This is a genomic window from Pseudovibrio sp. SCP20, assembly GCF_057774105.1.
The window spans coordinates 541,471-566,940 of record NZ_JBYMDH010000003.1; the positions used below are offsets into that span (position 1 = coordinate 541,471).

At 54.0% G+C, this 25,470-nt stretch carries 19 protein-coding genes and 1 tRNA gene; 7 read left to right on the forward strand and 13 right to left on the reverse strand.

From position 1 onward, the window contains the following. Positions 1-160: 160 nt before the first annotated feature. The 4 genes from AC3CB2_RS15145 to AC3CB2_RS15160 are packed head-to-tail and all read left to right on the forward strand — an operon-like array spanning position 161 to position 7,050. Entirely contained in the window at positions 161-1,174 is a 1,014-nt protein-coding gene (locus tag AC3CB2_RS15145) for an AAA family ATPase (RefSeq protein ID WP_352933866.1), read from the forward strand. Positions 1,175-1,196: 22 nt separating this feature from the next. Then, positions 1,197-2,120 (forward strand): DUF58 domain-containing protein, encoded by a 924-nt coding sequence (locus tag AC3CB2_RS15150; protein ID WP_352933869.1) that lies wholly within the window; start codon positions 1,197-1,199, stop codon positions 2,118-2,120. Positions 2,121-2,122: 2 nt separating this feature from the next. Next, on the forward strand, positions 2,123-4,930 hold the full coding sequence (locus tag AC3CB2_RS15155; protein WP_352933872.1) for a DUF4159 domain-containing protein: 2,808 nt from the start codon (positions 2,123-2,125) through the stop codon (positions 4,928-4,930). Positions 4,931-4,965: 35 nt separating this feature from the next. Next, complete coding sequence (locus tag AC3CB2_RS15160; RefSeq protein WP_352933875.1) at positions 4,966-7,050, forward strand: hypothetical protein; 2,085 nt, start codon at positions 4,966-4,968, stop codon at positions 7,048-7,050. Between the two features lie 55 nt (positions 7,051-7,105). Here AC3CB2_RS15160 and AC3CB2_RS15165 read toward each other — a convergent pair whose 3' ends face one another. Beyond that, positions 7,106-7,681, reverse strand: coding sequence for a GNAT family N-acetyltransferase (locus AC3CB2_RS15165; RefSeq protein ID WP_352933878.1), 576 nt, complete (start codon positions 7,679-7,681; stop codon positions 7,106-7,108). A gap of 323 nt (positions 7,682-8,004) precedes the next feature. Continuing rightward, the gene (locus tag AC3CB2_RS15170) at positions 8,005-8,409 is read right to left on the reverse strand and encodes an NUDIX domain-containing protein (protein WP_014286776.1); all 405 of its coding nucleotides are present in this window, start codon (positions 8,407-8,409) and stop codon (positions 8,005-8,007) included. A gap of 526 nt (positions 8,410-8,935) precedes the next feature. Here AC3CB2_RS15170 and AC3CB2_RS15175 point away from each other — a divergent pair. Next, a complete protein-coding gene (locus AC3CB2_RS15175; protein WP_352933882.1) occupies positions 8,936-9,871 on the forward strand; it encodes a metallophosphoesterase family protein in 936 nt (311 codons plus the stop codon). Between the two features lie 112 nt (positions 9,872-9,983). On the opposite strand, the gene AC3CB2_RS15180 is transcribed toward AC3CB2_RS15175, so the two are convergent. The 11 genes from AC3CB2_RS15180 to AC3CB2_RS15230 all read right to left on the reverse strand — a co-directional run bounded on the left by AC3CB2_RS15180 (position 9,984) and on the right by AC3CB2_RS15230 (position 22,905). After that, positions 9,984-10,613, reverse strand: coding sequence for a hypothetical protein (locus AC3CB2_RS15180; RefSeq protein ID WP_352933885.1), 630 nt, complete (start codon positions 10,611-10,613; stop codon positions 9,984-9,986). A 311-nt stretch (positions 10,614-10,924) separates the two neighbouring features. Then, on the reverse strand, positions 10,925-11,533 hold the full coding sequence (locus AC3CB2_RS15185) for a GNAT family N-acetyltransferase (RefSeq protein WP_352933888.1): 609 nt from the start codon (positions 11,531-11,533) through the stop codon (positions 10,925-10,927). Between the two features lie 94 nt (positions 11,534-11,627). Next, positions 11,628-13,802 carry a flagellar biosynthesis protein FlhA gene (gene flhA / locus AC3CB2_RS15190; protein ID WP_352933891.1) on the reverse strand — a complete coding sequence of 725 codons (2,175 nt, stop codon included), beginning with the start codon at positions 13,800-13,802 and terminating at the stop codon, positions 11,628-11,630. 19 nt (positions 13,803-13,821) lie between these two features. Then, positions 13,822-15,195, reverse strand: coding sequence for a sigma-54-dependent transcriptional regulator FlbD (flbD, locus tag AC3CB2_RS15195; protein ID WP_008547472.1), 1,374 nt, complete (start codon positions 15,193-15,195; stop codon positions 13,822-13,824). Between the two features lie 31 nt (positions 15,196-15,226). Then, entirely contained in the window at positions 15,227-15,562 is a 336-nt protein-coding gene (fliN, locus tag AC3CB2_RS15200; protein ID WP_041768750.1) for a flagellar motor switch protein FliN, read from the reverse strand. Between the two features lie 61 nt (positions 15,563-15,623). Next, positions 15,624-16,304 (reverse strand): FliH/SctL family protein, encoded by a 681-nt coding sequence (locus AC3CB2_RS15205; RefSeq protein WP_128647449.1) that lies wholly within the window; start codon positions 16,302-16,304, stop codon positions 15,624-15,626. A gap of 36 nt (positions 16,305-16,340) precedes the next feature. Beyond that, on the reverse strand, positions 16,341-17,405 hold the full coding sequence (locus tag AC3CB2_RS15210; RefSeq protein WP_008547484.1) for a flagellar motor switch protein FliG: 1,065 nt from the start codon (positions 17,403-17,405) through the stop codon (positions 16,341-16,343). Position 17,406: 1 nt separating this feature from the next. Next, positions 17,407-19,056: a flagellar basal-body MS-ring/collar protein FliF gene (gene fliF, locus AC3CB2_RS15215; RefSeq protein WP_352933896.1), complete on the reverse strand. Its 1,650-nt coding sequence runs from the start codon at positions 19,054-19,056 to the stop codon at positions 17,407-17,409. A 408-nt stretch (positions 19,057-19,464) separates the two neighbouring features. Next, positions 19,465-19,743: a CtrA inhibitor SciP gene (gene sciP, locus AC3CB2_RS15220; RefSeq protein WP_054784903.1), complete on the reverse strand. Its 279-nt coding sequence runs from the start codon at positions 19,741-19,743 to the stop codon at positions 19,465-19,467. Between the two features lie 125 nt (positions 19,744-19,868). Further along, positions 19,869-20,525 carry a flagellar hook assembly protein FlgD gene (locus AC3CB2_RS15225; RefSeq protein ID WP_352933899.1) on the reverse strand — a complete coding sequence of 219 codons (657 nt, stop codon included), beginning with the start codon at positions 20,523-20,525 and terminating at the stop codon, positions 19,869-19,871. Positions 20,526-20,547: 22 nt separating this feature from the next. Continuing rightward, complete coding sequence (locus tag AC3CB2_RS15230) at positions 20,548-22,905, reverse strand: flagellar hook-length control protein FliK (RefSeq protein ID WP_352933902.1); 2,358 nt, start codon at positions 22,903-22,905, stop codon at positions 20,548-20,550. 459 nt (positions 22,906-23,364) lie between these two features. On the opposite strand from AC3CB2_RS15230, the gene mnmA reads away from it, so the two are divergent. Both mnmA and AC3CB2_RS15240 read left to right on the forward strand, forming a co-directional pair. Continuing rightward, positions 23,365-24,567 (forward strand): tRNA 2-thiouridine(34) synthase MnmA, encoded by a 1,203-nt coding sequence (mnmA, locus tag AC3CB2_RS15235; RefSeq protein ID WP_352933905.1) that lies wholly within the window; start codon positions 23,365-23,367, stop codon positions 24,565-24,567. A gap of 360 nt (positions 24,568-24,927) precedes the next feature. Beyond that, positions 24,928-25,004 (forward strand) — tRNA-Met (locus AC3CB2_RS15240). The last annotated feature ends 466 nt before the right edge of the window (positions 25,005-25,470 follow it).

Here is a 25,470-nt window from a genome sequence, read left to right on the forward strand (position 1 = left end):
ACTGGCCCACCTGCCGCACACAGCACGTCTGCCTGCGCTGTCATTGAACCGATGAAATGTACAGGCCTATAAATTTGCTAGGGATCGCCATTTTTAAAACCGAGTATGATGCAAAGGTGAGCTAGGCAGGGTTGTAACGCGCGACGAAAAGAGAGCAGCGATGAACACCAATATGACAGGCATGCCCCCAAAACCAGAGGATATAGTCGCCCGCACAGAAGCGGCCTGCGAAAAGATCCAAAAGGCAAAAGAGGAAATCGCCCGTTCTATATTTGGTCAGGAAAGCGTTGTTGAGCGCACGCTGGTAACAATCCTTTCCGGCGGCCACGGCCTGCTGGTTGGCGTGCCCGGCCTTGCAAAAACCAAGCTGGTGGAAACACTCGGCACCGTGCTGGGGCTCGACTCCAGCCGCATCCAGTTTACCCCGGATTTGATGCCCTCCGATATTCTCGGCTCTGAAGTGATGGAGGAAGCCCCGGACGGCAAACGCTCTTTCCGCTTCATTCCCGGTCCGGTCTTCGCCCAGCTGTTGATGGCGGATGAGATCAACCGCGCCAGCCCGCGAACCCAATCCGCCCTTCTGCAATCCATGCAGGAATACCACGTCACAATAGCAGGCCATCATCACGACCTGCCTGCCCCCTTCCACGTACTGGCCACTCAGAACCCGCTTGAACAGGAAGGCACCTACCCACTACCCGAAGCCCAGCTCGACCGCTTCCTCATGCAGATTGATGTCCATTATCCGGATATGGACGCAGAACGCCGCATCCTGCTGGAAACCACAGGTGCATCCGAAGCAAAATCCAAACAGGTCTTGCAGCTGGATGAGCTGAGAGAAATGCAGCAGCTCGTGCGTCACATGCCGGTTGGTGAAACCGTTATGGACGCCATCCTGAAGCTGGTCCGTGCGGCCCGTCCTGGTGAAGCTGATGGCTTTGAAGATCTCGCCCAATACATCGCCTGGGGCCCCGGCCCCCGCGCCAGCCAAGCCCTGATGTTGACAGTCCGCGCCCGCGCGCTGGCCGATGGCCGCCTGTCTCCAAGCATTGATGATGTGATAGCGCTGGCCGAGCCGGTCTTGCAACACCGCATGGCGCTCACCTTCGCAGCACGCGCTGATGGCAAAACCATCCCGCAACTGCTGAAAAACATCAAAGAACGCATCGCCTAACAACAAGCCGACAGGATCGCATATGTTATCTTCGAGGACCGATCCTCAAGACAGACAGGAAAACATCTTCGGCTTAACAGGCGAAGCGCAATCCCTTGCTGATACCTTGCCAGAGCTACTGGTGGAAGCCAGACGCATCGCAGCCAACGTCACCGCAGGCTGGCATGGCCGCCGCCGTGCAGGCCCCGGCGAAACCTTCTGGCAGTTCCGCCCTTTCCTTTCCGGAGAAGCCGCTCAACAGGTCGACTGGCGCCGCTCCGCCCGCGACGATAATCTTTATGTACGTGAGCGCGAATGGGAAGCCGCCCAAACCATCTGGGTCTGGGCAGATCTCTCCGCCTCCATGCGCTTCCAAAGCAAACAAGCAGCCGCATCTAAAAGAGACCGGGCGCTTTTGCTCATGCTCGCCCTCACCTATGCCCTTAATGAAGCAGGCGAACGCGTTGGCCTTGCGGGCCTCTCACGCCCACTTGCCAGCCGAAATGCCATGCAAACCATTGCGGAAACGCTGGTCCACGAGAACCCGGAGGCAACCCTGCCCAATCCGGATGGCATTCGCCGTTTCTCAGAGGTCGTGCTCTTCTCTGATCTGCTGGACCCACCTGAGAAGCTGGAAGAATGGATGGCAACCGTTGCCAGCTCTGGCGCCAAAGGCCACCTTGTTCAGCTGCTGGACCCCATTGAAGAAACCTTTCCTTTCACCGGCCCAACCCAGTTTGAAGACCCGGAGAACGGCGAGCAACTGAAAGCAGGCCGCGCGCAAACATGGCAGCAGGAGTACCTGCACCGTCTGGCAGCCCATAAAGACCAGATCAGCGCTCTCTCCCGCAAGTTCGGCTGGAGCTATACACTGCACCACACAGACCGCCCAGCGATCGAGCCACTCATGTTGCTGCATTCCCGCTTGGCTGATGCACCGGAACACAAGATGAGAGGAGGTCTGTAACCATGGGGTCTCTTCTCCCAATCGGTTTTGCCGCTCCCTGGGTTCTGGCAGCTCTTGCGGCCCTGCCCGTTCTGTGGTGGCTTTTGCGCACCACGCCGCCCCAGCCCGCACACATCAAGTTTCCGCCCTTACGGTTGCTTCTCTCCCTTCGCAACAAAGAGGAAACGCCGCAGCATACACCATGGTGGCTGATCCTTCTCCGCTTGATGCTGGCCGCAGTTCTCATCATCGCCATGGCTGGCCCTGTCTGGAAACCGCTGGATATCGCCCAGCCCAAAACAGGTCCGCTCTGGCTCATCGTAGACAACGGCTGGGATGCTTCGGCAGACTGGGAACGCCAGATCCGCATGGCCGAGCTGATGGTGGATGGCGCCGCACAAAACAACAGAACCGTCATGCTGGTCACCACCGCAGACGGGCCAGCCCAACCTATGCGCCTTTCCAGCGCGCAGGAAGTGGCAGATCAGCTCCGCGCCCTGACACCGCAAGGGTGGCAGGCAGCCCGCTCTGAGTTGATCCCGGCTCTGCAAAAACAGGCAGAACAAAACCCACCCGGTGCAATCCTCTGGTTTTCCTCTCCACTGGAAGAGCCCTCCACCACCAGCTTCGCCAAAGGGCTAGCCAGCATTGCCAGAGCGTCAGATGTAAGCGAAAGCTCCTTCCTGATCTACCGATCAGAAACCCCGGTTTACGCACTCAAGCAATTACAGAATACTGCCGGTGCGATGACCACCACAGTCCTGCGCCACCCAGCCCCCTTGGCCGAAACACTGACAGTCCGAGCCTATGACCGCAAACAGCGAGCCATCGCAGAGCAGACTGTTGAGCTGAAGGCAGGTCAGAACAGCGCGGAAATTGCGCTGGAACTCCCTTCTGAGCTGCGCAACGACATCACCAAGCTCACCATTCTTGGCAAATCCAGTGCAGGCAGCACGGTACTGGTGGATGAAAAATGGCGACGCCGTAAAGTCGGCCTCTTCGCAGGAGGCTTCGCAGACCGCTCTCAACCTCTGCTGTCACCGCTTTACTATCTGGAGCGCGCCCTCTCTCCATTTGCAGACCTGCCGCCCGCCAAAAGCACGGATATCGTGGCAGCCATCTCAGACTATTTCGACAAAGGCATCTCCGTCCTCGTTCTGGCTGAAGTTGGCACCCTGCCCAAGAACACGGAAGCAGACATCGCAAACTGGGTTTCCAAGGGTGGTACCTTGATCCGCTTCGCAGGCCCACAGCTTCCAGAAAAGCAGGACTCGCTGATCCCGGTCGCCCTCCGTCTGGGAGATCGCAAGCTGGGCGGCTCCCTCTCCTGGAAAGAACCTCAGGCGCTCAAGTCTTTTTCTGAAAACAGCCCCTTCCGCGCAATTGCGCTGCCGAAGGACGTGACAGTCAATCGCCAGGTTCTCGCAGAACCAACAGCTGACCTGCCAGACAGAACATGGGCCTCACTGGAAGATGGCACACCACTTGTCACCGCCAAGAAACACGGCAACGGCACAATTGTGCTGTTCCATGTCACCCCAGACACCAAGTGGTCCAACCTGCCTCTTTCCGGTGGCTTCGTAGATATGTTGCGCGCCATCACAAGTATCTCCTCAACCGCTATTTACAATCCGGATGAGGAAGCCGACGGCACAACATCAGCTGCCGCTCTCCCTCTGCTCAAGATGCTGGACGGTTACGGCAAACTCACCCCGCCATCAGCCAATCACCAACCCATTCTGGAACGCGACTTCGCAACCACCCATCCGGGGCGCACGACCCCTCCGGGCCTGTATGGCACTGAGGATGCAGCCCGCGCACTCAACCTGATGGAAGACGAAGACAATCTGGTTCCGCTTGACCTGAAGCCACTCTCCATGGCCACGATTCTCGATTACCCCTCCGAAAAACCTCTGGACCTGCGCGGCTGGTTCTTCTCCATCGCCATCCTGCTGGCCCTGCTGGATACCCTTGCCCTGCTCTGGCTGTCCGGCAAACTGCGTCGCAACCAGTTCACCCACGCCGCCATCCTCCTGCTCCTCGCTTCCAGTCTGAGCCTGACCGGAGCAGATAAAGTTCAGGCGCAGGAAACAAACGAGCTCTTCGCACTGGACGCTTCACTGGACACCCGCCTTGCCTATGTGATGACGGGTATACCGGAGGTGGATGAAATCAGCCGTGCCGGACTGTTCGGCCTCACCCGCCTGCTCACAGATCGCACTGCGCTGGAACCGGAAGCCCCCATAGGGCTGGACTTACAAGAAAATGAGCTGGCCTTCTTCCCAATCATCTATTGGCCGATTGATGCTGCCATGCAGATGCCCAGCCCCGAGGCCATGTCCCGTATCGGTGCTTACATGCGCAACGGCGGCACCATCCTGTTTGATACCCGCGATGCTTATGGCACTGGCTCCAACTCACCCAACAAACTCAAGCTGCAGCAACTGCTCAGAGGATTGGATATCCCAAGTCTGGAACCTGTCCCTCAGGATCACGTGCTGACAAAGACGTTCTACATTCTGGATGACTTCCCGGGTCGCTACAATCAAAGCCCCATGTGGGTACAAGCCAGCGCTACCACATCTGACGGCAGTCGTCCGGTGCGAGCGGGCGACGGCGTCTCTCCCATCATGATCAGCGGCAATGACTTCGCTGCTGCCTGGGCCATCGATACACAAGGCAACTACCTCTACCCAACCATCCCGGCAGACGGCAACCAGCGCGAAATGGCAGCGCGCGTCGGCATCAACATCCTCATGTACACCATGACGGGCAACTACAAGGCAGATCAGGTCCACATCCCTGCCCTGCTGGAACGTATCGGCCAATAACAAGCAGCAACTCAACGCGGAGCACAGCAACACACATGACATGGTCTCTTTCCATCGATCCGCTTTTGCCCCTTCCGGCAATAATCGCGCTTGGAGTGATCATAATTCTGGTCTGCGCCTATCTGCTCTTTGTGGGCATGCGCGGCGCGCTCATCCGCTCCCTTGCCCTCGCCCTACTTGTGCTGGCCCTGCTCAATCCCGCCGTCCTGCGCGAAGATCGCGAGTATCTGCCAAGCACCGTTGTGGTGGTCTCTGACAACAGCCAAAGCCAGCAACTGGAAAACCGCGCTGAGCTGACAGAAGCAGCAAGAGAAGAGATCGTCTCTCAATTGCAAGCTCTTGACGGCATTGATCTGCGGCAGGTCTCCCTCAATGACACCTCCATGGAAACCGGAGATGGCACCCGCGCATTCACCGCCATCTCCAATGAGCTCGCCGACGTTCCGCCAGAAAGGATCGCCGGAGCGATTGTCATCACCGATGGCCAGATCCACGATATCCCGGCAACCGCTGAGAAGCTGGGCTTCTCCGCACCTGTCCACGCCCTCATCACAGGTCGTGAGGGCGAGTTTGACCGACGTTTGAAAGTCGCAAAGGCCCCACGCTTTGGGCTGGTTGGCTCAACCCAGGTGGTCCAGCTGGAACTGGTGGAAGAAGGCTCTTTGCAGCCCTACGGCAATCGCGCAGAGATCACGGTCCGCCGCAATGGCGATATCCTTTCCAAGCAGTTCATCTCCTCCGGTTACCCTGCAGAAATCGCCGTTGAAATCGAGCATGGCGGCCAGAACATCTATGAGTTTGAGGTGGAAGCCCTTGAAGGGGAGCTCACCCCGCTCAACAACCGCGCCCTCGTCACCATTGATGGTGTTCGCGAAAACCTGCGTGTCCTGCTGGTCTCCGGCTCTCCCCACGCAGGTGAACGCACGTGGCGCAACCTGCTCAAATCAGATGCCTCCGTTGATCTCGTCCACTTCACCATCCTGCGCCCACCGGAAAAGCAGGACGGCACACCAATCAACCAGTTGTCCCTGATCGCCTTTCCAACCCGCGAGCTGTTCTCCGTCAAGATCGACGAGTTCGACCTCATCATATTCGACCGCTACGAGCGCCGCGGCGTGCTGCCATTGCTTTATTTCGATAACATCGCAAGATATGTGAATGATGGCGGTGCAGTGCTTATCGCAGGTGGGCCGGACTATGCCGAGGTCAACAGCATCTTCCGAACCCCGCTGGGCCGCGTGCTTCCGGCAGCTCCAACAGGAGAAATCTTCGAAGAGCCGTTCCACGCCAATGTATCTGAACTCGGCCTGCGCCATCCAGTCACCCGTGATCTACCGGGAGCTGGCCAGACACCACCACAATGGAGCAAATGGTTCCGTCTTGTTGGGGCAAATGTTCAGGAAGGTCAGCCCATCATGACCGCGCTGGGCGATAAGCCATTGCTCGTCCTCAGCCGCGTTGGCAAAGGTCGCGTAGCCGCCCTGCTCTCCGATCACGTCTGGCTGTGGGCCAGAGGTTACGAAGGCGGCGGCCCGCATGTTCCGCTTCTGCGCAGATTGGCGCACTGGCTCATGAAAGAACCCGATCTGGAAGAAGAAGCCCTGCGCATGTCCCTGCGCGGCTCAACCCTCATCACAGAACGCCAGACCCTTGCCAATCTGGTCGATCCGGTAACCCTCACAACGCCCTCAGGCAAAACGGAGCAGCTGGAGCTGACCAAAGACAACTCCGGTCACTGGATAGCCTCCGTCAAGGCAGAAGAGCTCGGTCTTTACTCTGCCACTGATGGCGCACACACAGCACTCATCAATGTTGGCCCACCGAACCCCCGCGAGTTTTTGGAAGTCGTCTCCACGCCTGACAAATTATCCGGCATCACCACACAAACAGGTGGCACAGCACTGCGTATTTGCGGCGATGATGGAGCATCTCTGTCCCTGCCTAACGTCATCGCACAACGAGCCTCCACGCAATACCACGGCAGCGGCTGGATTGGCGTCAAACGCACAGATGCAAGCATCCTGAACGGAATAGACCGCTACCCACTGCTGATCGGCTTCCTCGGCCTCGCATTACTACTGGGGCTGCTGTCCTTCACCTGGTACCGCGAAGGACGCTAAAACGAAGTGTTCTTGAAAAAATGGTGTTTGGAAATGAATGTCGCTATGGCGCGGATTAAGTCGCCATAGCAAGGGAGCCCTGCATCATATCCAGCAGTTGCCCATCAGTCTGCTTGCTTGCCACCAGCGCTGGCTTCGTGTGCCCACCAGAAACATGACCAACTGGCATCGCTTCATCCTGCAACATCAGAACAAGCAACCGATCTGGATCAACAGGCCCCGGCAGAGTGATCTGCCCATGTGGCACCTGCTCATAGCCATGCGGACCGTAGTAGGGATGGTCACCCACCAGCAAGATCGACTGAACGCCCTGCACCTTGGCTTCCTCGGCAACGGTCGTCAGCAGCAACCGTCCAAGCCCCTGCCCTTTGAAGGTAGCCTTCACAGTCAACGGCCCAAGCAACATGCTCTTCTGAGTGCCAATCATAATCGGGGTAAGTTTCACAGACCCGGCAATCTCACCGTTCTGCTCGCCAACAAAGCACAAATGTGAAGCCTGCTGCACCCCATCCCGGATTTTGAACGCTGTCCGCTCAAACCGCGCAGGGCCAAAGGCCTCGGCTTGCATCTGCTCTATCTCGAGAAAATCTGCTGGGGTTTCCTGCCGCACCAGCCATTTTGAAACTGTCATTTTACACACCACAAATCGAAGGAGGAAGACCGTCGATCCGTGTGGCTCGGGCAGTTAGACCGATGTTGGGAGCACACTGAGGAAAGGACGGCACGAAGCACCACGCGAGAGCATGTCCCGCGCGTTCATTCGTCGTCGCTGTTCCCAGCAAATTGCCATAAGGCCTGTACCCCAGTTTCTCGGTTCATCGCATGCGAGAGCACACGAAATATAATTTCACCTGCTTACGTAACACGCAAATTTTCTGTCGTAAAGCACAAAACTAAGTGCAGATGCGTATTCGTTAGTCGTAGACCAGCTTCAGCTAGGCCTTTGAAAAACAACTACCAATACGGATTAGGCTCAGCCTCACCCGCCATTTCCTGCAGCCGACGTTGCGTCGCCGGGCTAATATCATCAGGCAGTGCATCCAACGCAAACAGCTGCAGATCGGAGATTTCCATGGAAGGTCTTTTCCAGTTCGGATCCTGCTCCGTGAGCCTCACTTTGAAGAGCCCCACATGATCGCGGCCAGTTCCACCCTTGTTGAGATGCATGGAAACAAGCGTCACATCTGACCCGCAGCCATAGCCGGTTTCTTCCGCCAACTCACGGCGCGCAGCCTCCGCCATGGTCTCTCCGGAATCAACTCCGCCACCTGGAAAATACCAGCCCGGCAAGTACTGATGACGCACGAGAAGGACACGGTTTTCATCGTCAAATGCCGCAACGCGCGCTCCTAGTGTCATGCCGCGACTCAAAAGTGCGGCAGATTGCACGAGTATATTGATAATTCGCGTTTTAAAGCTCGCCACGCACAGCCTCACATTCATTATAACTCTCTGATATTACAAGATAAAAATATGAAATATCATTCATGCAAAAAGTGCATACCACCCTTGCAAAACTAACACTACACAACCCTCAGGATAGGCGTAGAAAGAGATCAAAGAATAAGCATACGCCCAAAAATTAATCAGGGCGGCCCCATCACCTACTTATAATAGACACCTAATCCGCGTTTCCCAAATCGCAGGAGAAATACGTCATGCTTACTAAAGTTCTCGCACGCTTCCGTCGTACAAAACGCTTCCATTGGGCACCAGCAGTAAACACTGCAAACACCCACGACAATGCTGTTCTGCGTCCATCTTCTTGCCTTTAAGGCAAATTCGAGTTCAGCGTTGCAGATCTGTTAAAGGCGCTTGAGGGTAATTCTCCGAATTAAGGAAAATTCCTTGACCTCAGGCGCAATGCAGCGATGATGCGCAGGCTATGTTTAAGCTTGTACACATATCTGACCCACATCTGGGCCCGTTGCCGGACGTACAGCCCGTCCAGCTCGTCTCAAAGCGCATTCTTGGTTATATAAATTGGCGGCGCAACCGCGCCCACGCAATGACCAACTCTTACTTGGATGCGCTGATACGCGATATTCATGCGCAGCAGCCAGATCACATTGCTCTTTGCGGAGATCTGGTCAATATCGCACTGCCTAAAGAGGTTGCTGGAGCCAAAGACTGGCTCGCAACCGTAGGCTCTCCGGAAAATCTCTCCCTGACACCCGGCAATCACGACGCCTATGTTCCAGGCGCGCTCAAGCAAGCTTATGGCGCCTGGCGTCCTTACATGCAGAGTGACCCGGATCTGGGGCTTACGCCTCCCCTGGGAACAGATCCACACTTTCCATTTGTGCGTAGACGCGAAAACGTCACCATCATCGGCCTCTCAACGGCCAAGGCGACTGGTCCGTTCATGGCAACCGGCCACATCAGCGCCAATCAGTTGCGTGAGCTGGCTGATCAACTGCGCCATGCGAAGGAACGTGGCGACTTCCGCGTTGTCATGCTGCACCACCCGCCTGTGCGCAACGCAACTTCATGGTACAAGCGCCTCGTTGGCTCCAGCCGCTTCCGCAACATCATTGCGGAACACGGCGCAGAACTGATCCTGCACGGCCATACCCACCGCGCCACCCGCATGGAAATCAACGGGCTGGAAGGCCCTGTGCCAGTGATTTGTGTCCCATCTGCCTCTAACGGCCTCAGCAGCCACAAGCCGCCTGCCCGCTACAACCTCTTCACTATTGAAAAGGATGGCAGTGGCTGGTCTTGCATCATGGAAGAGCGCGGCTTTACGACAGCAAACGAAGGTGTGCACCACATCGCACAGCACGACCTGTCTATACCCGGCCTGAGACAAGCCGCCTGAAAGCAATCAGAGAATTAGAAAAAGAGAGGCATCTGTCTCGTATCCCCGAACAGTGAAAAACGATCTTCGGATAAAGATACGAAAACTGATTTAGGTGCCTCTCATAAAAGCGCTACCCGGCAAACGGGTTGGCATAAAGAGCCAGCGCAACAAGACCAACAGCGCCAATAACCGCGCCCATCAGCAACCCGCAGAACAGGATAAACATATCCCTCGCTTTGTTTGGCTTGGCTGCAACTGCTTTGCCTGTTGCGTCCTGCTTCAGCTGATCCAGCTTTTTGCCACTGGGAACATCCTGCTGGCGAATGCGGTTGACCATCCAATCCGCTTCCAGCGCCCGCTCTTTCTCGATGATCCGCTCTGCAATGTACTCCGTAATGCAGTCCGCCATATCGTCGATATCAGCAGTTTCCAACAGAACCATACGGCCCAGACGGGTTTCCTTCACAAAGCGATAAGAATGGCGATCACGGCCCATCAGCACATGGCTGGTCATGTCGATCCAGAGACGTGGCTGAGTGCCCGGAACAATCTGGAAGGAAAACTGATCATCATCTTCAGGAACTTCCTTGAACACATCAATCAGCTCTTCGCTGAGCAGTTCAAGGCGGGCCTTCTCGCTCTCTTGCAGGCTCACAACAACGTCAGTCCGTTCCATCTCCGCAACACGAACTTTGCGAATGCTATCTCTCAGTGACCGTACCTTCTCATGAGGCACAACGTTGTCATGTAGCTCAGACATGGCAGCTCCCGAATATCCGGCTGAACTCACCCCGTTTCAACCGTACCCCAACCTACGTACAACCAATCATGTAAAGTGCAGCCCTCACACATCTTCCACGATTAATCAAAGGTACATGGTAAAAGGAAACTAACACATCCTAGATAAAACTCTAATGAAACCTCACTAACTGTCCCGTTTTGGGGCAGTTTTCCAGTACCAAGCCCATGCAGGTTCTGCGGCACAACACTCAGGTTGTGCCAGCAAATCATCGCAAGTTGATACCAACGCATCGACAGCTTTCAAACGGCGATGCTGCAACCTGTTCTGCCCTATGACAAAAACGGAACGTGAGGAGCGCTGGCTGGATCCAAAACACCAAGCACGCGCGGATCATCAGCCACTTCAATTGCGCGCTTGAACGGCTTAAATCCACTGCGAATATAAAACTGCAGCGCCTGTGGGCTATCACCTGTGCAAGTATGCAGCCAGAAGCGCTTCACTGTTGGGCGGGAGAAAGCTTGTGTAATGGCATGATTCATCAGCCAACGCCCGGCGCCACCGCCAACAGCCTCTGGTACAAGGCCGAAGTAACTCAGAGTGACTTCATCTTCCTTGGCAACGTTCAGCTCGACCATGCCAACAGGCTCACCATCTTTCATCGCAACGTAGAACTCATTGGTCGGCTTATTGAGTGTCGCTTCCAGCTCTTCATTATTCATGACGAGACGAGCAAACCACAGCCACGGCTCACCAACACGCCTGAAGAGTGTCCGATAAGCCTCGGGGTCAATCTTATCTGCCTGCTGAAGCGTCAGATCAGGGCGGTCTATCGGTTTGAGTGCAGGTTTCTCCAACATCTCCAGATGCGTCACAACAGTTGCGATTTTGCCTTCCGGCAAGTCTGTGTATCCATCAAGGTCCAGTTGAATATGCGCCATGTCACTCTCTCAAATTAGGAATAAACAACGCTCTTTGGGTAACGGGAAGATATGAAGGCCGCAAGTGTGCCGATCTCACGAAACACTTGAGATCCTAGATGGTTGCCACCGTTTTCAGGCGTGCCCGCGGATGAACCTCGTTCTGGCTCATCACAAACGTATGCGCTCTGAAGCGCTCAACGATAGAACGAACGAACGGACGAGACTGCGCAGAACACAAGAGAACAGGCACTTCACCCTGATTGGCCGCCGCATCATAAGCATCACGCACCAGACCAACAAACTCCTGCAGCTTGGACGGTGCCATCGCCAGCTGGCGGTCATCACCGTCCCCGATGATGCTCTCAAGGAAGGCTGACTCCCATTGAGGACTCAGGCTGATCAGTGGCAGATACCCACCCGGTGCCTGATTGGCAGCACAGATCTGACGAGCCAGACGCGTGCGCACATGCTCAGCAATCGCATTCGGGTTACGCGTAGAGCCAATAGCTTCCGCGATACCTTCCAGAATGGTGCCAAGGTCGCGAATGGAAATCCGCTCTTCCAACAGGGCCTGAAGCACACGCTGAATGCCAGAAATGGAAATCTGGGTTGGAACGATGTCCTCAACCAGCTTCGACTGCTCTTCATCCAGTTTCTTCAGCAGAACCTGAACATCAGCATAGGTGAGCAACTCGGAAATATGCGACTTGATGGTTTCCGTCAGGTGCGTGGAAATCACCGTCGCCGGATCAACAACCGTGTACCCCAGCAAGTTCGCTTCTTCACGATACTGCGCCTCAACCCAGGTCGCAGGCAGACCAAAGGTCGGCTCGGTGGTATGAGTTCCCGGCAAGCGCACCTGCCCACCGGCAGGGTCCATAACCATGAACTGGTTCGGGAACAGCGAGCCGCCACCGGCATCCACTTCCTTCACCTTGATCATGTAGTCATTCGCGCCCAGCTGGATGTTATCCAGAATACGCACGGACGGCATAATCACGCCCATGTCGGAAGCAATCTGGCGACGCAGCGCTTTAATCTGCTCGGTAACCTGATCTGTTTCCTGCTTGTTACGTCCATTGATGATTGGCAGCAGCGCATAGCCCAGCTCAATGCGCAGCACGTCCATCTTCAGGCTATCAGAGATTGGCGCTTCCTGAGGCTCTTCCGGCGCTTCAGCTTCCACCTGAGCTGCCACTTCCTCCGCCTTCTCAACCGCCTGCCGCTTACTCGCCTGCCGCGCCATGTAACCAGCAGCACCAGCCAGAGCCAGAAACGGGATCATCGGCATACCTGGCAGGAACGACAGAACCACCATAACAAACGCGGACATACCAAGTGCTTTTGGGTAGCCCGTGAACTGGGTGACAAGCGCCTTGTCCGCCGCGCCTTCAACACCCGCTTTGGAAACCAGAATACCAGCAGCGGTGGAAACGATAAGCGCAGGGATCTGGGAAACCAGACCATCACCAATTGTCAGCAGCGTGTAATTTTCGGCAGCCTGCGCAAAAGTCAGGTTCTGCTGCATTACACCAATAACAATACCACCAATCACATTGATGAATGTGATCATCAGACCAGCAATCGCATCACCACGAACGAACTTGGAAGCACCATCCATGGAACCAAAGAAGGTGGATTCCGCTTCAAGTTCCTTACGGCGGGTCCGCGCTGTTTCTTCATCGATCAGACCTGCACCCAGATCCGCATCAATCGCCATCTGCTTACCGGGCATCGCATCCAGCGTAAAGCGGGCGGAAACCTCAGCAATACGCCCGGAACCCTTTGTAATAACGATGAAGTTCACAATCACGAGGATCGCAAAGACGATAATTCCGATAACGAAATTACCGCCCATAACAAAGCTGCCGAACGCCGCAATCACGTTACCTGCAGCATCCGCACCTTCATGGCCATGCGACAGGATCAGACGCGTCGATGCCATATTCAGCGCCAATCGCAACATGGTCGCAATCAGCAAAACAGTTGGAAAAGCAGAGAATTCCAAGGGCTTTTGAATGAACAAGCCCACCATCAGGATCATCACGGAAAAGATGATCGAGATCGCAAGGAACATGTCCAAAAGCATCGCAGGCATTGGAACGATCAGCATCACAAGGATGACCATCACACCTGCTGCAAGACCCAAGTCGCCTTGTTTTATGGCAACCCAAAGGTCTCGAAAAAAGGTTGTGTTACCAGCAGCACCTAGACCGGGCACGCCAGCAGCCGCAGGAGTGCTGTTGCCTCCCCCTTGAGCTGCTTGTGTGTTTGTCTCTTCAGACATTCTCGTGCCCTATCCGTTCTTACGCGTCTGCAGTGCCGGCGCGCGCTTCGCCCGGGCCTGGAACCTCAACACCTTCTTTGGTGTAAAGGTTCAGCTTGTTACGCAATGTGCGGATCGAAATACCGAGGATTTTGGCTGCATGGGTACGGTTCCCCAGACAGTGATCCAGCGTATCTAAAATGAGATCACGCTCCACATCGGCAACTGTACGCCCAACCATATTGCGCGAAGCTGCTTCCGCGGCATGCGCCGCCCGTGCAGCCGTCTGCTGGCCCGCGCCCATGGCAATCGGAGATCCATCCGGCATACGGATCGCATCAGCATCAATCTCAGCACCAGAAGAGAGCAGGACAGCGCGGTGCATGGTGTTTTCCAGCTCGCGCACGTTGCCTTTCCATTGGTTCGCCAGCAGTAACTGGCGCCCTTCCTGAGAGATTGGTAATGGCTTGGTGCCATTGGCCTTCGCATAGATCTCAACGAAGTGGCTCGCCAACTCCAGAATGTCAGCAGGACGCTCCCGCAAAGCAGGAAGCTTCAGGTTCACCACATTCAGGCGATACAGCAAATCCTCACGGAACGTGCCAGCGCGCACTTCCTCTGCCAGATCACGGTTAGACGTCGCGATAATGCGGATATCAACCGGCACAGGGCGACTGCCACCAACACGGTCGATCACACGTTCCTGAATAGCGCGCAGCAGCTTGGCTTGCAGACGGACATCCATCTCGGAAATCTCATCCAGCATCAACGTGCCGCCATTGGCCTCTTCAAACTTACCAACACGGCGCGCCACAGCCCCGGTAAACGCGCCCTTCTCATGACCGAACAGCTCAGATTCCAGAAGATGTTCAGGAATAGCAGCACAGTTGATGGAGATGAACGGCTTGTCAGCGCGGTTGGACTTGCTGTGCAGGAAGCGTGAAATAACTTCCTTACCACTACCGGATTCACCGGTGATCAGCACAGACGCATCAGAAGGCGCGACCTGTTCAGCCAGCTTGATCACGCTTGCCATAGCCGCGTCGCGATAGATCAGATCTTCGCGCTCCTCGGTAACAGCAGCCAGAACAGCAGCAATCAGCTCAGGATCCGGTGGCAGCGGGATGTATTCCTTCGCACCAGCCCGGATAGCAGAAACCGCGGCGCGCGCATCCGTTCCCAACCCGCACGCTACGAGTGGCACATGGATACGTTCGCGCTCTGTCAGCTCTACCAGCTGGCCAATGTCTTCGTTGACATCCACCATGAGAAGATCTGCCCCCTGACCGGAGCGCAAAACTTTCATAGCCTCAGGAGTGCCTGGCGCATGAGTAACAGACGCCCCACGCTCCATAGCGATCTTGGTTGCGGTCGTCAGCTGGCCGCCAAGCGTTCCAACGATCAAGAGCCGCATGTCAGTTCCTTTCCACTACGCCCCATGCCCCTTACTTATCCGCCTTGATAATTTCGGTCATGGTGACACCAAGCTTATCTTCCACCAGCACAACTTCACCGCGAGCAATAAGCCTGTTATTCACGTAAACGTCTATGGCCTCGCCAACCTTCCGGTCAAGCTCCATAACAATTCCGGTGTCCAAATGCAGAAGGTCAGACACCTTCATCTTTGTATGCCCAAGCACAGCCGCCAGCTGCACCGGAACATCAAAAACTGCTTCCAGATCCTCGGCAGCCTTTACACCGGCCCCGCCTTCTTCATCTGTTCCAGCGCGCTGGGTACTTTGGTGTTGGTCCAGCACCATGCCCTGTTCATCACTGCTCATAATCAACCTTTCTGATCCGGCACCGGCCTTAAGCCGTTCCAATCATAGGCAAAAACTAAAATCACTCAGCCCGACTGGCCCGCTCACGGGCGTCAAAGTGAGATTTTATGACTTGTTCAATATGCTCAACCGTCTTGCGACGATCACGAATAATTCCACCATCCGGCCATTCGATCCGGCAATCACCGCGAGACATGCTCTCAGACTTCACAACATGCACTTTGCCTTCAAAGCTGCTGTTCAGAACAAGACCTTCAACCATCTCTTCCAATGCGTGCGTATCTTCTGTTGGCACTTCAATGAGGATCTGAGGGATCTTGCGCAGCGGTGCCAGACATTCAGACAGCAGTGCCACCACTTCAGCCAAAGGCTCACGTGCGATCAGATGGCTGCAAAGGCGGCGCGCAATCAAAAAGCACATGCTCACAAGGTTCTGCTCTTGTGCACGAAGCTGGTTCTCAAGATCACCCAGCGCCACTTCCAGTCGCTCCCGCAGAACAATGAGCTCTTCCTGAGCGCTCAGCTTCTGCTGCTCAGCAATCGCCTGACGGGCCTGCATCTCACCACGAGCGAAGGCTGCTTCTTCCGCCGCCTTCAAAATCTGCTGGTGCTCAGCAACTGTAATCGTTGGCTCCGGTGGAGGCGCATCTTCAACAACAGCAGCAGCCTCAACCTCATCGATGGATTTGGTATCAAACAGAAAACGCTGACGAACTGCGCCCTGAGGCATAACTGTAACCATCAGCATGCCTCCTGAAACTGCAGAAAAAAGGAAAGATTAGTAGACAAGCTCGTCCTCCCCTTTCTTCTTGTTGATGGTGATTTCGCCAGCAGCAGCCAGATCTTTTGCTTTCAACACAAGACCGTTCTGCGCTTCATCCACCTCGCGAAGGCGAACTGGTCCCATGTTGTCCATGTCTTCCTGCAGCATCTTCGCAGCACGAGCTGACATGTTGGCCGTAAAGAACGCCACAGCAGTCTCTGAAGCGCCTTTCAGCGCCATCGCCAGCTGATCTTTCTCAACATTACGCAGCAAGGTCTGACAGGCGCCAGAATCCAGCTTGAGCAAGTCCTCGAAGGTGAACATCAGATTGCGGATACGCTCTGCAGACTCGCGACTGTCTTCTTCGAGCGCAGCCAGGAAGCGACCTTCCGTTTGTCTGTCGAAGTTGTTGAAGATGTCCGCCATCATCTCATGGCTATCACGACGGCTTGTTTGAGATAGGTTCGACATGAACTCAATACGCAGCGTCTGCTCAACCTTCTCCAGAATGTCCTTCTGAATGGATTCCATGCGCAGCATGCGGTTCACCACATCCAGCGCCAGCTCTTCATTGAGCAGCGCCAGAACGCGGGCAGCATGATCACTCTGGATTTTGGAAAGAACCACCGCAATGGTCTGCGGATATTCGTTCTTCAGATAGTTCGCCAACACGTTTTCCGGAACGTTGGAGAGCTTCTCCCACATGTTACGGCCAGCAGGACCGCGGATCTCTTCCATGATGATCGCAACACGATCAGAAGGCAGGAACGAGTTCAGCAATCGTTCTGTCACATCCACGTTGCCGTTCAGTGCACCACGGGTTGAAAGACGCTTCAGAAAATCAACAAACAGCTCTTCCAGCATGGTTGGCGTCACAGGGCCAAGGCTCGCCATTGCGCTGGAAACCTGACGGACTTCAATCTCGTCAAGCCCGTCCCAGATCGCTTTGCCGTACTCCTGCCCAAGCGCCAAAAGCAGAACGGCTGCCCGTTCTGCTCCACCAAGCTCTCGTTCTGCCACTTCAGAGGTGACAGCTAAAGCCGTTTCTGTGATCTCGTGTGCGCCAATCTCCTCACTCATATTATGCGGCCTCATTCAGCCAACCGCGAACGATGTTGACTGCTTCGCTTGGAGAATCTTCAATCATTTCACTTATCTGCTTAATCGAGCTCTGGTGGAGAGCTGCCTGCATCTTGGCATCTTCAATCCACTCAGCTGTTGGGATTTCAGTTGGAACCGCTTCCATCTCACCCACAATGCCTTCAACCTGCGCAGGGCTTTCAGCAACCAACGTACCATCCGGCAGCATCTGTACACCGCCGCCTTCAAGAGCTGCTTCAGGCTCTTCATCCTTGGCAAGGATACGCTTCATCAGCGGAGACACTGCAAAGATCAGCAGCAGAACGGTAATCACGAACAGAACACCCAGTTCTGCAAATTTCATGATGTCAGCGCGAGTGAAGTCAAACAGTCCGCCTTCGCCATCAGCAAAGTCCGACAGAGGCGCTTCCACAAAGCGCATGTTCACCACTTCAACGGTGTCACCACGATGCTTGCTGAAACCAACTGCAGTACGCACGAGAGTAGCAATCTGCTCCAGCTCTTCTCTGCTGCGCGGTTGATAAGTCTGCGTGCCATCTTCGCTGGTAGTATACGTGCCATCAACCAGAACCGCTACAGACAGGCGCTCCAGACCACCGGCCTCATAGATCTCCGTTACTGTGCTCTTGGAGATCTCATAGTTCAGGATCTCTTCGGAAACATTGGAGGAGTCTTTGGAGCCTGCAGAGCTGCCCGCAGCGTCTGCATTTGGCAGCTGGTTGCCAACTGAAACAGTGTCTTCCCCATTCGTGGAGGACGCATTTTCTTCCTTACTTTGAGAAGAACGCAGCACCTGCCCATCAGGGTCAAACAACTCTTGCGTTTCAGTTTTGCGGTTATAGTTGATTTCCGCAGCAACCCGCACCCGCGCGCGACCTGTTCCAACGACGTTATTCAGGATCTCTTCAACCTGTTGCCGCAGGCGAGACTCCATAGTCAAACGTCGCTCGTCCAGAGAAGAACCGCCAGCAAGACCTTCTTTATCGCCGGTTCCGCTGGCAAGCAGTGTGCCGCGCTCATCAACGATAGAAACATAAGAAGGTTCCAGCCCTTCAACCGCAGTCGCAACCAGATGCTGAATAGCGCGGATCTGACCATTGGTCAGAGACCCCTGCACTTTAATAGCAATAGAAGCTGTTGGCGGTTCACGGTCTCGTTGGAACAGTTGTTTTTCAGGGATCACCAGATGAACGCGCGCGGATGCAATTCGGCCAATGCTTCTGATTGTTCTGGAAAGTTCACCTTCAAGAGCGCGTGTCCGGTTCAGGTTCTGCACAAAACTCGTCGCGCCAAGCGTATCGGTCTTATCGAAGATCTCGTAGCCAACACCACCACCAGATGGCAGGCCCACTTCAGCAAGCGTCATACGAAGACGATGTACATTTTCCTGAGGAACAAGAACGCTGCGACCATTCACACCCAGCTCATAGGACACACCCTGAGATTCAACCTGGCTAACAATAGCCGCCGCATCTTCAAGAGTGAGGTCTGTAAAGAGAGGCACCATTTGCGGTGCAGTCGCGCGTACAATAATAAAGCTGAACAGGCCGATCAACAGAGCAGCCATCGCGCCCATCGCTGCCAAACGCGCGGGCCCAAGTCCTTTCAAGAAGTCAAGGATTCCACTCACAGTTGCCGCCCCGTACTTTTTAATCGCTCATTCAAAAAGCACCAGCAATACTCTCAACACCTTGGAATACGGTGTGATTTGCCCCTGATTTGCTGGTAGGTAAAAATTGCCCGCCTTAAAGTTAACAAAAGGTTAACAAAGCCCTAATAATCGGTAAACGGGAACTCTACCCACAAAGAAGCATTGTGGAATATCGCAGGAAAGGCCTTTGACTAGCCTTTTGAAGACTCGAATGAATCTCGGGCGGCCTGTTCGGCAGATTTTGCCGAAGCAGTTAAGACATCATGGTTAATGCTTAAAAATGTACAAAATGTGGCTACCACATACAAAAAGGCCGGCTATAACAGCCGGCCTTTTCAGAACCTCAAACCTGTTCGGGCATCACGCCTTTTATTTGCCTGAAGCTTACTAGTTGCTGCGATAGTCCTGAACGCGTGTAGCGCGCAACCCGGCTAACCCATGACGATCAATCGAGTTCTGCCATGACAGAAACTCTTCAACAGTCAAAGTGTACCGGTTACAGGCTTCATCCAGAGACAACAAGCCTCCACGCACAGCCGCAACCACTTCAGCTTTTCTCCTGATAACCCACCGCTTCGTAGAAGTGGGTGGAAGATCCGCTATCGTCAAAGGGCTCCCATCGGGACCGATGACGTATTTTACTCGTGAACGAATATGTTCGGTCATTCTACTCTCACACAAACCATGACCAAGCTGAGCATGAGACTAGAACAAGGCGCTTAAAATTTGGCTAAGCCCCCATCAATCTTTTGGTAAGATTCATAACCGGGAATCTTAGTGGATATTAACTACTAGAGAACTCCTTTGACTCCAGTAACTTCACCCACCGGAATTTTCAGGTCGCCCATATGCAAAATAATGTCGCCTGTGCTGAAGTCCACAGCATCCACAGTGCCTTTCACTTCAGTCTGCACAGCGAAAGGCTCACCGTTGGCATCCTTCGTAATGATATCAATGGAATAGGCGCCATCTTCAGCTTTTGTGCCGTTTGTCGCCACACCATCCCATTCAAAGGTATTGTCGCCTTCAACCAGATCAATCTCTTTCTGATAGACCTCAGCACCCTCACTGTTCTTAATAGTAACAGTCGCCTTACCAGCAGAAACGGCATCAAGATTCCAGGATGCCTTATCATCCTTGAGCTGAGCTGTTGAGCTTTGAGCGGTCACTTCCTTACCGATATAATTTACAAACTGACTCGCACTTTGCGTTTTGAGCTGAGTGAGCTGCTCATCCAATTTCTCTGTTGTTGCAACTTGTTGCTCAACCATCGTGTATTGAACGAGCTGATTCGTGTACTCGGACGAATCGAGCGGCTCCAGTGGATCCTGGTTTTGGATCTGTGTGGTGAGCAAAGAGATGAACAGATCAAAGTTGGCATTGATGCTGTTCTGAGCGCTTGAGCCAGAGGAGCCTGCATTCGGTGTCAGCGCGTTAATAGTAGTCATTTTCTATTTCCTCAAAACGGCATCAAACCGAAATATCCACGCCACCAGCGCGGGAACTATTATTTACTCTGTTAGAAGCGAGATAGGTGTCATCCAGAAGGTCCGCATCATCAGAAGCTCTGTCCAGCTGAGCAACGAGCGGATCACGACCATCCTGCTGATGAGCATCCTGAGAACCGCCGTCCCGATGTCCTAAAGAAAAGCGGAGCGAACTCTTATCAGCATCAATGCCAGCTTCCTGAAGCGCTTTCTCCAACCCACGCTGATCTTTCTGTAAAAGTTCAAGCGTTTCTGGGCGCTCAGCAATCAGGTGCGCACGAACGCGTCCATCCTTGCCAAATTCAATAGATACATCGACAGAACCCAACTCTTTCGGATCGAGCCTGATCTCAAACCGGTTCACACCACCACTCACCTGACGGGCTATCTCCGGCCAAACAGAGTTAGCTACATTTCTCAGAGTAGCTGTTGGTAGTGAGCCCATAGAGCGGAAGGCATTTTCAGAACGGGACGCTGTGCTGGAGATCGCCTCAGAGCTTTCCCAATCCAGCTCAGCCTCAGATCCATCCAACGGTCCCGCTGCAAGTCCCCAACCAAATGTTGTAGGAGCCGTTCCCTGCTCAGGGGCTTGTTGCACCTTCACCTGAACAACAACCGGCGCGCTTCCACTCTTCTTATTAGTAGATGCAGTTTGCTCAACAGCCTTGCCTTGAACACTCGCTTGCTCTTCTACCTCAAAACCCGTTGCAGTTTCTGCTGCTCCTTCTGAAGCAAAGGCATTCTGGGTAGAGCCACCAGCGACTTTATTATTGGCAGTCAATGGAGCCACCGCAGTGGCTACAGAAGCAGTTCGGCTGGACTGTTCAGCAACACGGACGCTGCTATCAGCACCCTGATGCGCTGGTTCACCTGCTGTTTTCTGCACCTGAGCCAACTGCTCACCGTCTTTCACAACAGCCTCAGCTTTTGCTCTCACATTAGGGAAGATGATCTGACCATCCCCCTCCTGAGCTACTGGTTGCGCTGCACGCTGTTGACTTCCAACAAAACCCGGTCCAGACCGATCTGCACGTCGGACAAGAACAGGCTCCTGATCCTGCACATCACTCTCGACTAGAGCATCATCAGTGGTAACTGCAGACTGAGAGTTGTCCTTTGTGAGCACTGGCTGAGCTTGCACAGGCTCATTCTGCACCTTGATGCTCTTCACTTCAGCCGCTTTTACCAGTTCAGACACTACATCGACCGCTACTTTTGCAGCAGGCTGGACAGGCGCCTCGGGTGTTACTGCACCTTCAGCCTTTACACTAGGATGAGGTCCAAGCACTTTTGGCGCTTCAACCCGGCCCAGTTCCTGCGGCGGCTGCACTTTCCCATCTGCTGCCTCTGAAGACTGTGAGGATGCACTGGTAGCGACTGTAGTTTGCACTTGCTCACCGCCAGCACGACCAGCTTTCACCGCATCTACTGCACGGGCAACTAGCTCTGGATCAACATTTGCTGCGGCATCTGTCTTCGGCAATACAACAGGATTAGTTGTTGCATCAACTTGCGCGCCCCGCGCTTCAGCAGGCTTTGCGGTATCACTCGCAACAGTCTCTTGATGAGTAACAGCTGCACCACGAGAGCTTGCAGCATCCTGCTGCCCAGTCACTCCAGCATTCTCAGCTTTAACAGCTATAGAGCGATCAGCCTCAACATCCCCGTTAGAGCCAAGCGGCAAGATCTGCCCACCGCGCTCTTTAAGCGCTGCTGTTGCAAGCTCAATATCCTGCACATTCTCATTCACAAGTGGAACGGTTTGCTCGCCCCTCGCGACTGGAGCAGCAACCTCAGAAGCTGATTGTGCACCAACGACTGGTGCTGCAGCACTTCCTACTGCCTTGGCACCACTACCCTGCTCACCACTTCCCGAAGGTTTTCCTGTCACGTTCTGCGGCAGCGGCACAAACGGCGCCTTCGTACCATCTGCAACAGGTGCTACAATTCCAGCAGCAATAGTTTGCGCAGCGCTCGTCCCTTGAATGCCAGCAATCACGCTCAGATTTTCAGAAGCAGCCAAAACCTGTGCAGTCGCAGAAACCGAAAGATCTGCGGCCAAACCAGCAACGCCATCTTCTCCAGCCTCTTGCTGAACAAGTTTTGGATTGAGAACGGGTAGGTCTCCACCAGCGTTCAAGGCTCCTGAAAACAGATCTACTGTCGTTGCAGCAGCTCCATCCCCTTCAGAAGCCTTCGCCAGAAGGTTGGAAAAGAGATCCGCGTTTTGGCCAAGCACACCTTCGCCAAGCAGCGCATTACCACCTTGCCCGAGAGCGGGTCCAACAGGTGTTTGCGGCTGAACTGGGCTATTCAAACTCAGCAAGGCAGGTTGCGACATATATTCCTCAAACTACGCAGCACGTATCATCAAAACCGATGACAAAGATATCTTGTGCGCAGATATGCAAATAGCAGGCCAGTTATACAATTCTACATTTCCCTTTATTTACAGTTAGATAAGGAAATTAAACCTTGCACAGACAACCGAATAGCACCGACTTATTTGCCGCCTCCCGGCAACAAATGCCCAGCCTGCAAAATGCCTCAATCAAAAAGATTGGCCTTCCGTCGAGTTTTAGGTATATTCCCGCCAACTAACACGCTCAAAGCGTACGCATGCGAAGCGTTTAAAAATGAGAGTTTGCGCTTAGCCATCGCCAAAGCGCAACAAGCACTAAGCAAGCAAAAGAAACTAATCTGCACTTCGGATTTCAATGTCTCCCAAGCTTGAATTCTGCTCGTTGCATTATAGATATGGCTCTCTGTTCAAACGCGCCTACAGGATGAGGTACTTGGAATGCTAAACAGTCTTGGCCTGCCCGGCCGCCCGGAAGACACACGGGTGGTTGTTGCCATGTCAGGCGGCGTAGATTCATCAGTCGTTGCCGGACTGATGAAGCGCGAAGGCTATGATGTCGTTGGCGTCACACTGCAGCTTTACGATCATGGCGAAGCAATCCAACGCAAGGGCGCTTGCTGTGCAGGGCAGGACATCCACGATGCCCGCCGTGTTGCAGAGAAGCTCGGTATCCCACATTACGTTCTGGATTATGAGTCCCGCTTTAAAGAGCAGGTGATCGAACGTTTCGCCGACAGTTACATCAACGGCGAAACCCCAATTCCTTGTGTCACCTGTAACCAGACCGTCAAGTTCAAAGACCTACTGGAAACAGCCAAGGATCTTGGCGCAGATGTACTCGTCACTGGCCACTACGTTCGCACAGGTATGGAAGGCAACCAGCTTGCCATGTTCCGCCCTGTCGATCTGGACCGTGACCAGAGCTACTTCCTGTTTGCCACTACACAGGAACAACTCGACTTCCTTCGCTTCCCTCTTGGCGGCATGACAAAACCGGAAGTACGTGAACTGGCCCGAGAGTTTGATCTGGCAATCGCTGATAAGCACGATAGTCAGGACATCTGCTTTGTACCGCAAGGCCGTTACACCGACGTAATTGCCAAGCTGCGCCCACATGCAGCAGAACCAGGTGACATCGTGCACGTGGATGGCCGTGTTCTGGGCAGGCACAACGGCATTATTCATTACACCATCGGCCAGCGCCGCGGCATCGGTGTTGCAACAGGCGACCCGCTCTATGTTGTCCATCTGGATGCTGATGGCCGCCGTGTGATTGTCGGTCCAAAAGAAGCACTAGCGACACACAATCTGTTGCTCCGCGAAGTCAACTGGATTGGCCCGGGCACTCTGGACGACCTGCCAGAAGAAGGCATCACAGTTTACGCCAAAGTGCGCTCCACTCGTCCACCAACCGAAGCAGTGCTACGTAAGAATGGTGAGAACATTCAGGTAGAGCTCGTCGCGGGTGAAATGGGCGTCGCTCCAGGTCAGGCTTGTGTCTTCTTCGATAAAGAAGGCCAGGAAGCTCGCGTCCTTGGCGGCGGCTGGATCCAGCGTGCCGAGAAACAGGAAGGCGCGGAAGCCGCTCTAAAAGCCCTGCTCGGCAAGAGCTGGGAAGCAGCGGGTTTCCCAGCAAGCTAGACTGCAAGCCAATTATGAATCAGACGCCTCGCTTGGAATAAACGCCTTGCGGGGCGTTTTTTATTGTCCCCATAACAACATCAGCAAACCTTCAATCACCGTCTTCTGAGCAAACGCAGCCTAAGAAATCCATTTGAGGAATATTGGGTTGGAAAGATTTTCGATTATTTTCGCAACTCCAAGTCACAACCGGCAGTTAAACCTCAATGAAATTGGCATTAACCCTAGGTTTTCATGGAGTTTTTCACAAGAAGGCATATTTCCACAAAACTTAGCTAAGAACGCTTGACGATACCCGTCTAGGGCCTTATACACCCCCTCACAGCGCGGCGGTCACCACCGCAACATAGCGCACCGGATGGCGGGGTAGCTCAGTTGGTTAGAGCAGCGGAATCATAATCCGCGTGTCGGGGGTTCAAGTCCCTCCCTCGCTACCATCTCTCTTCGAGTAAAAGTAAATATATTCTAAGTTTTTGTATTAGGTTTATTGTAAATCTAAGGTACGCGAGCGCTTGCACTGCTTCGGGAAAATAAAGCAGACTTTCAATAGATTAGAACGACTGCTCATTAAGAACAAAGCTGGGTAATCCTTGGGCATTTGATCATGAAACAAATTTCTAGGAAGCTTTACGCTCCGCCATTGAACAAACCAATCTTGATGAGATGAGCAACTTCCGGAACTGTCTTAAAATTTCGGGGCAATCCTGATAGTGTTTCTATGCAGTATCAAACAAAGCCCGTTTAAAATACAAACTCGCTAACGATCGACTGTTTCTCCTCAACCGCGCTCGCGCGACACGGCTTCTATATATCCAGCTGAAACAAACAGAAACAGATACGTAAGGCAGCACAGAGCAGGCGGATCCATCAAAAGCCACGTGCCTCCTAAGCTTCAATGAAAAC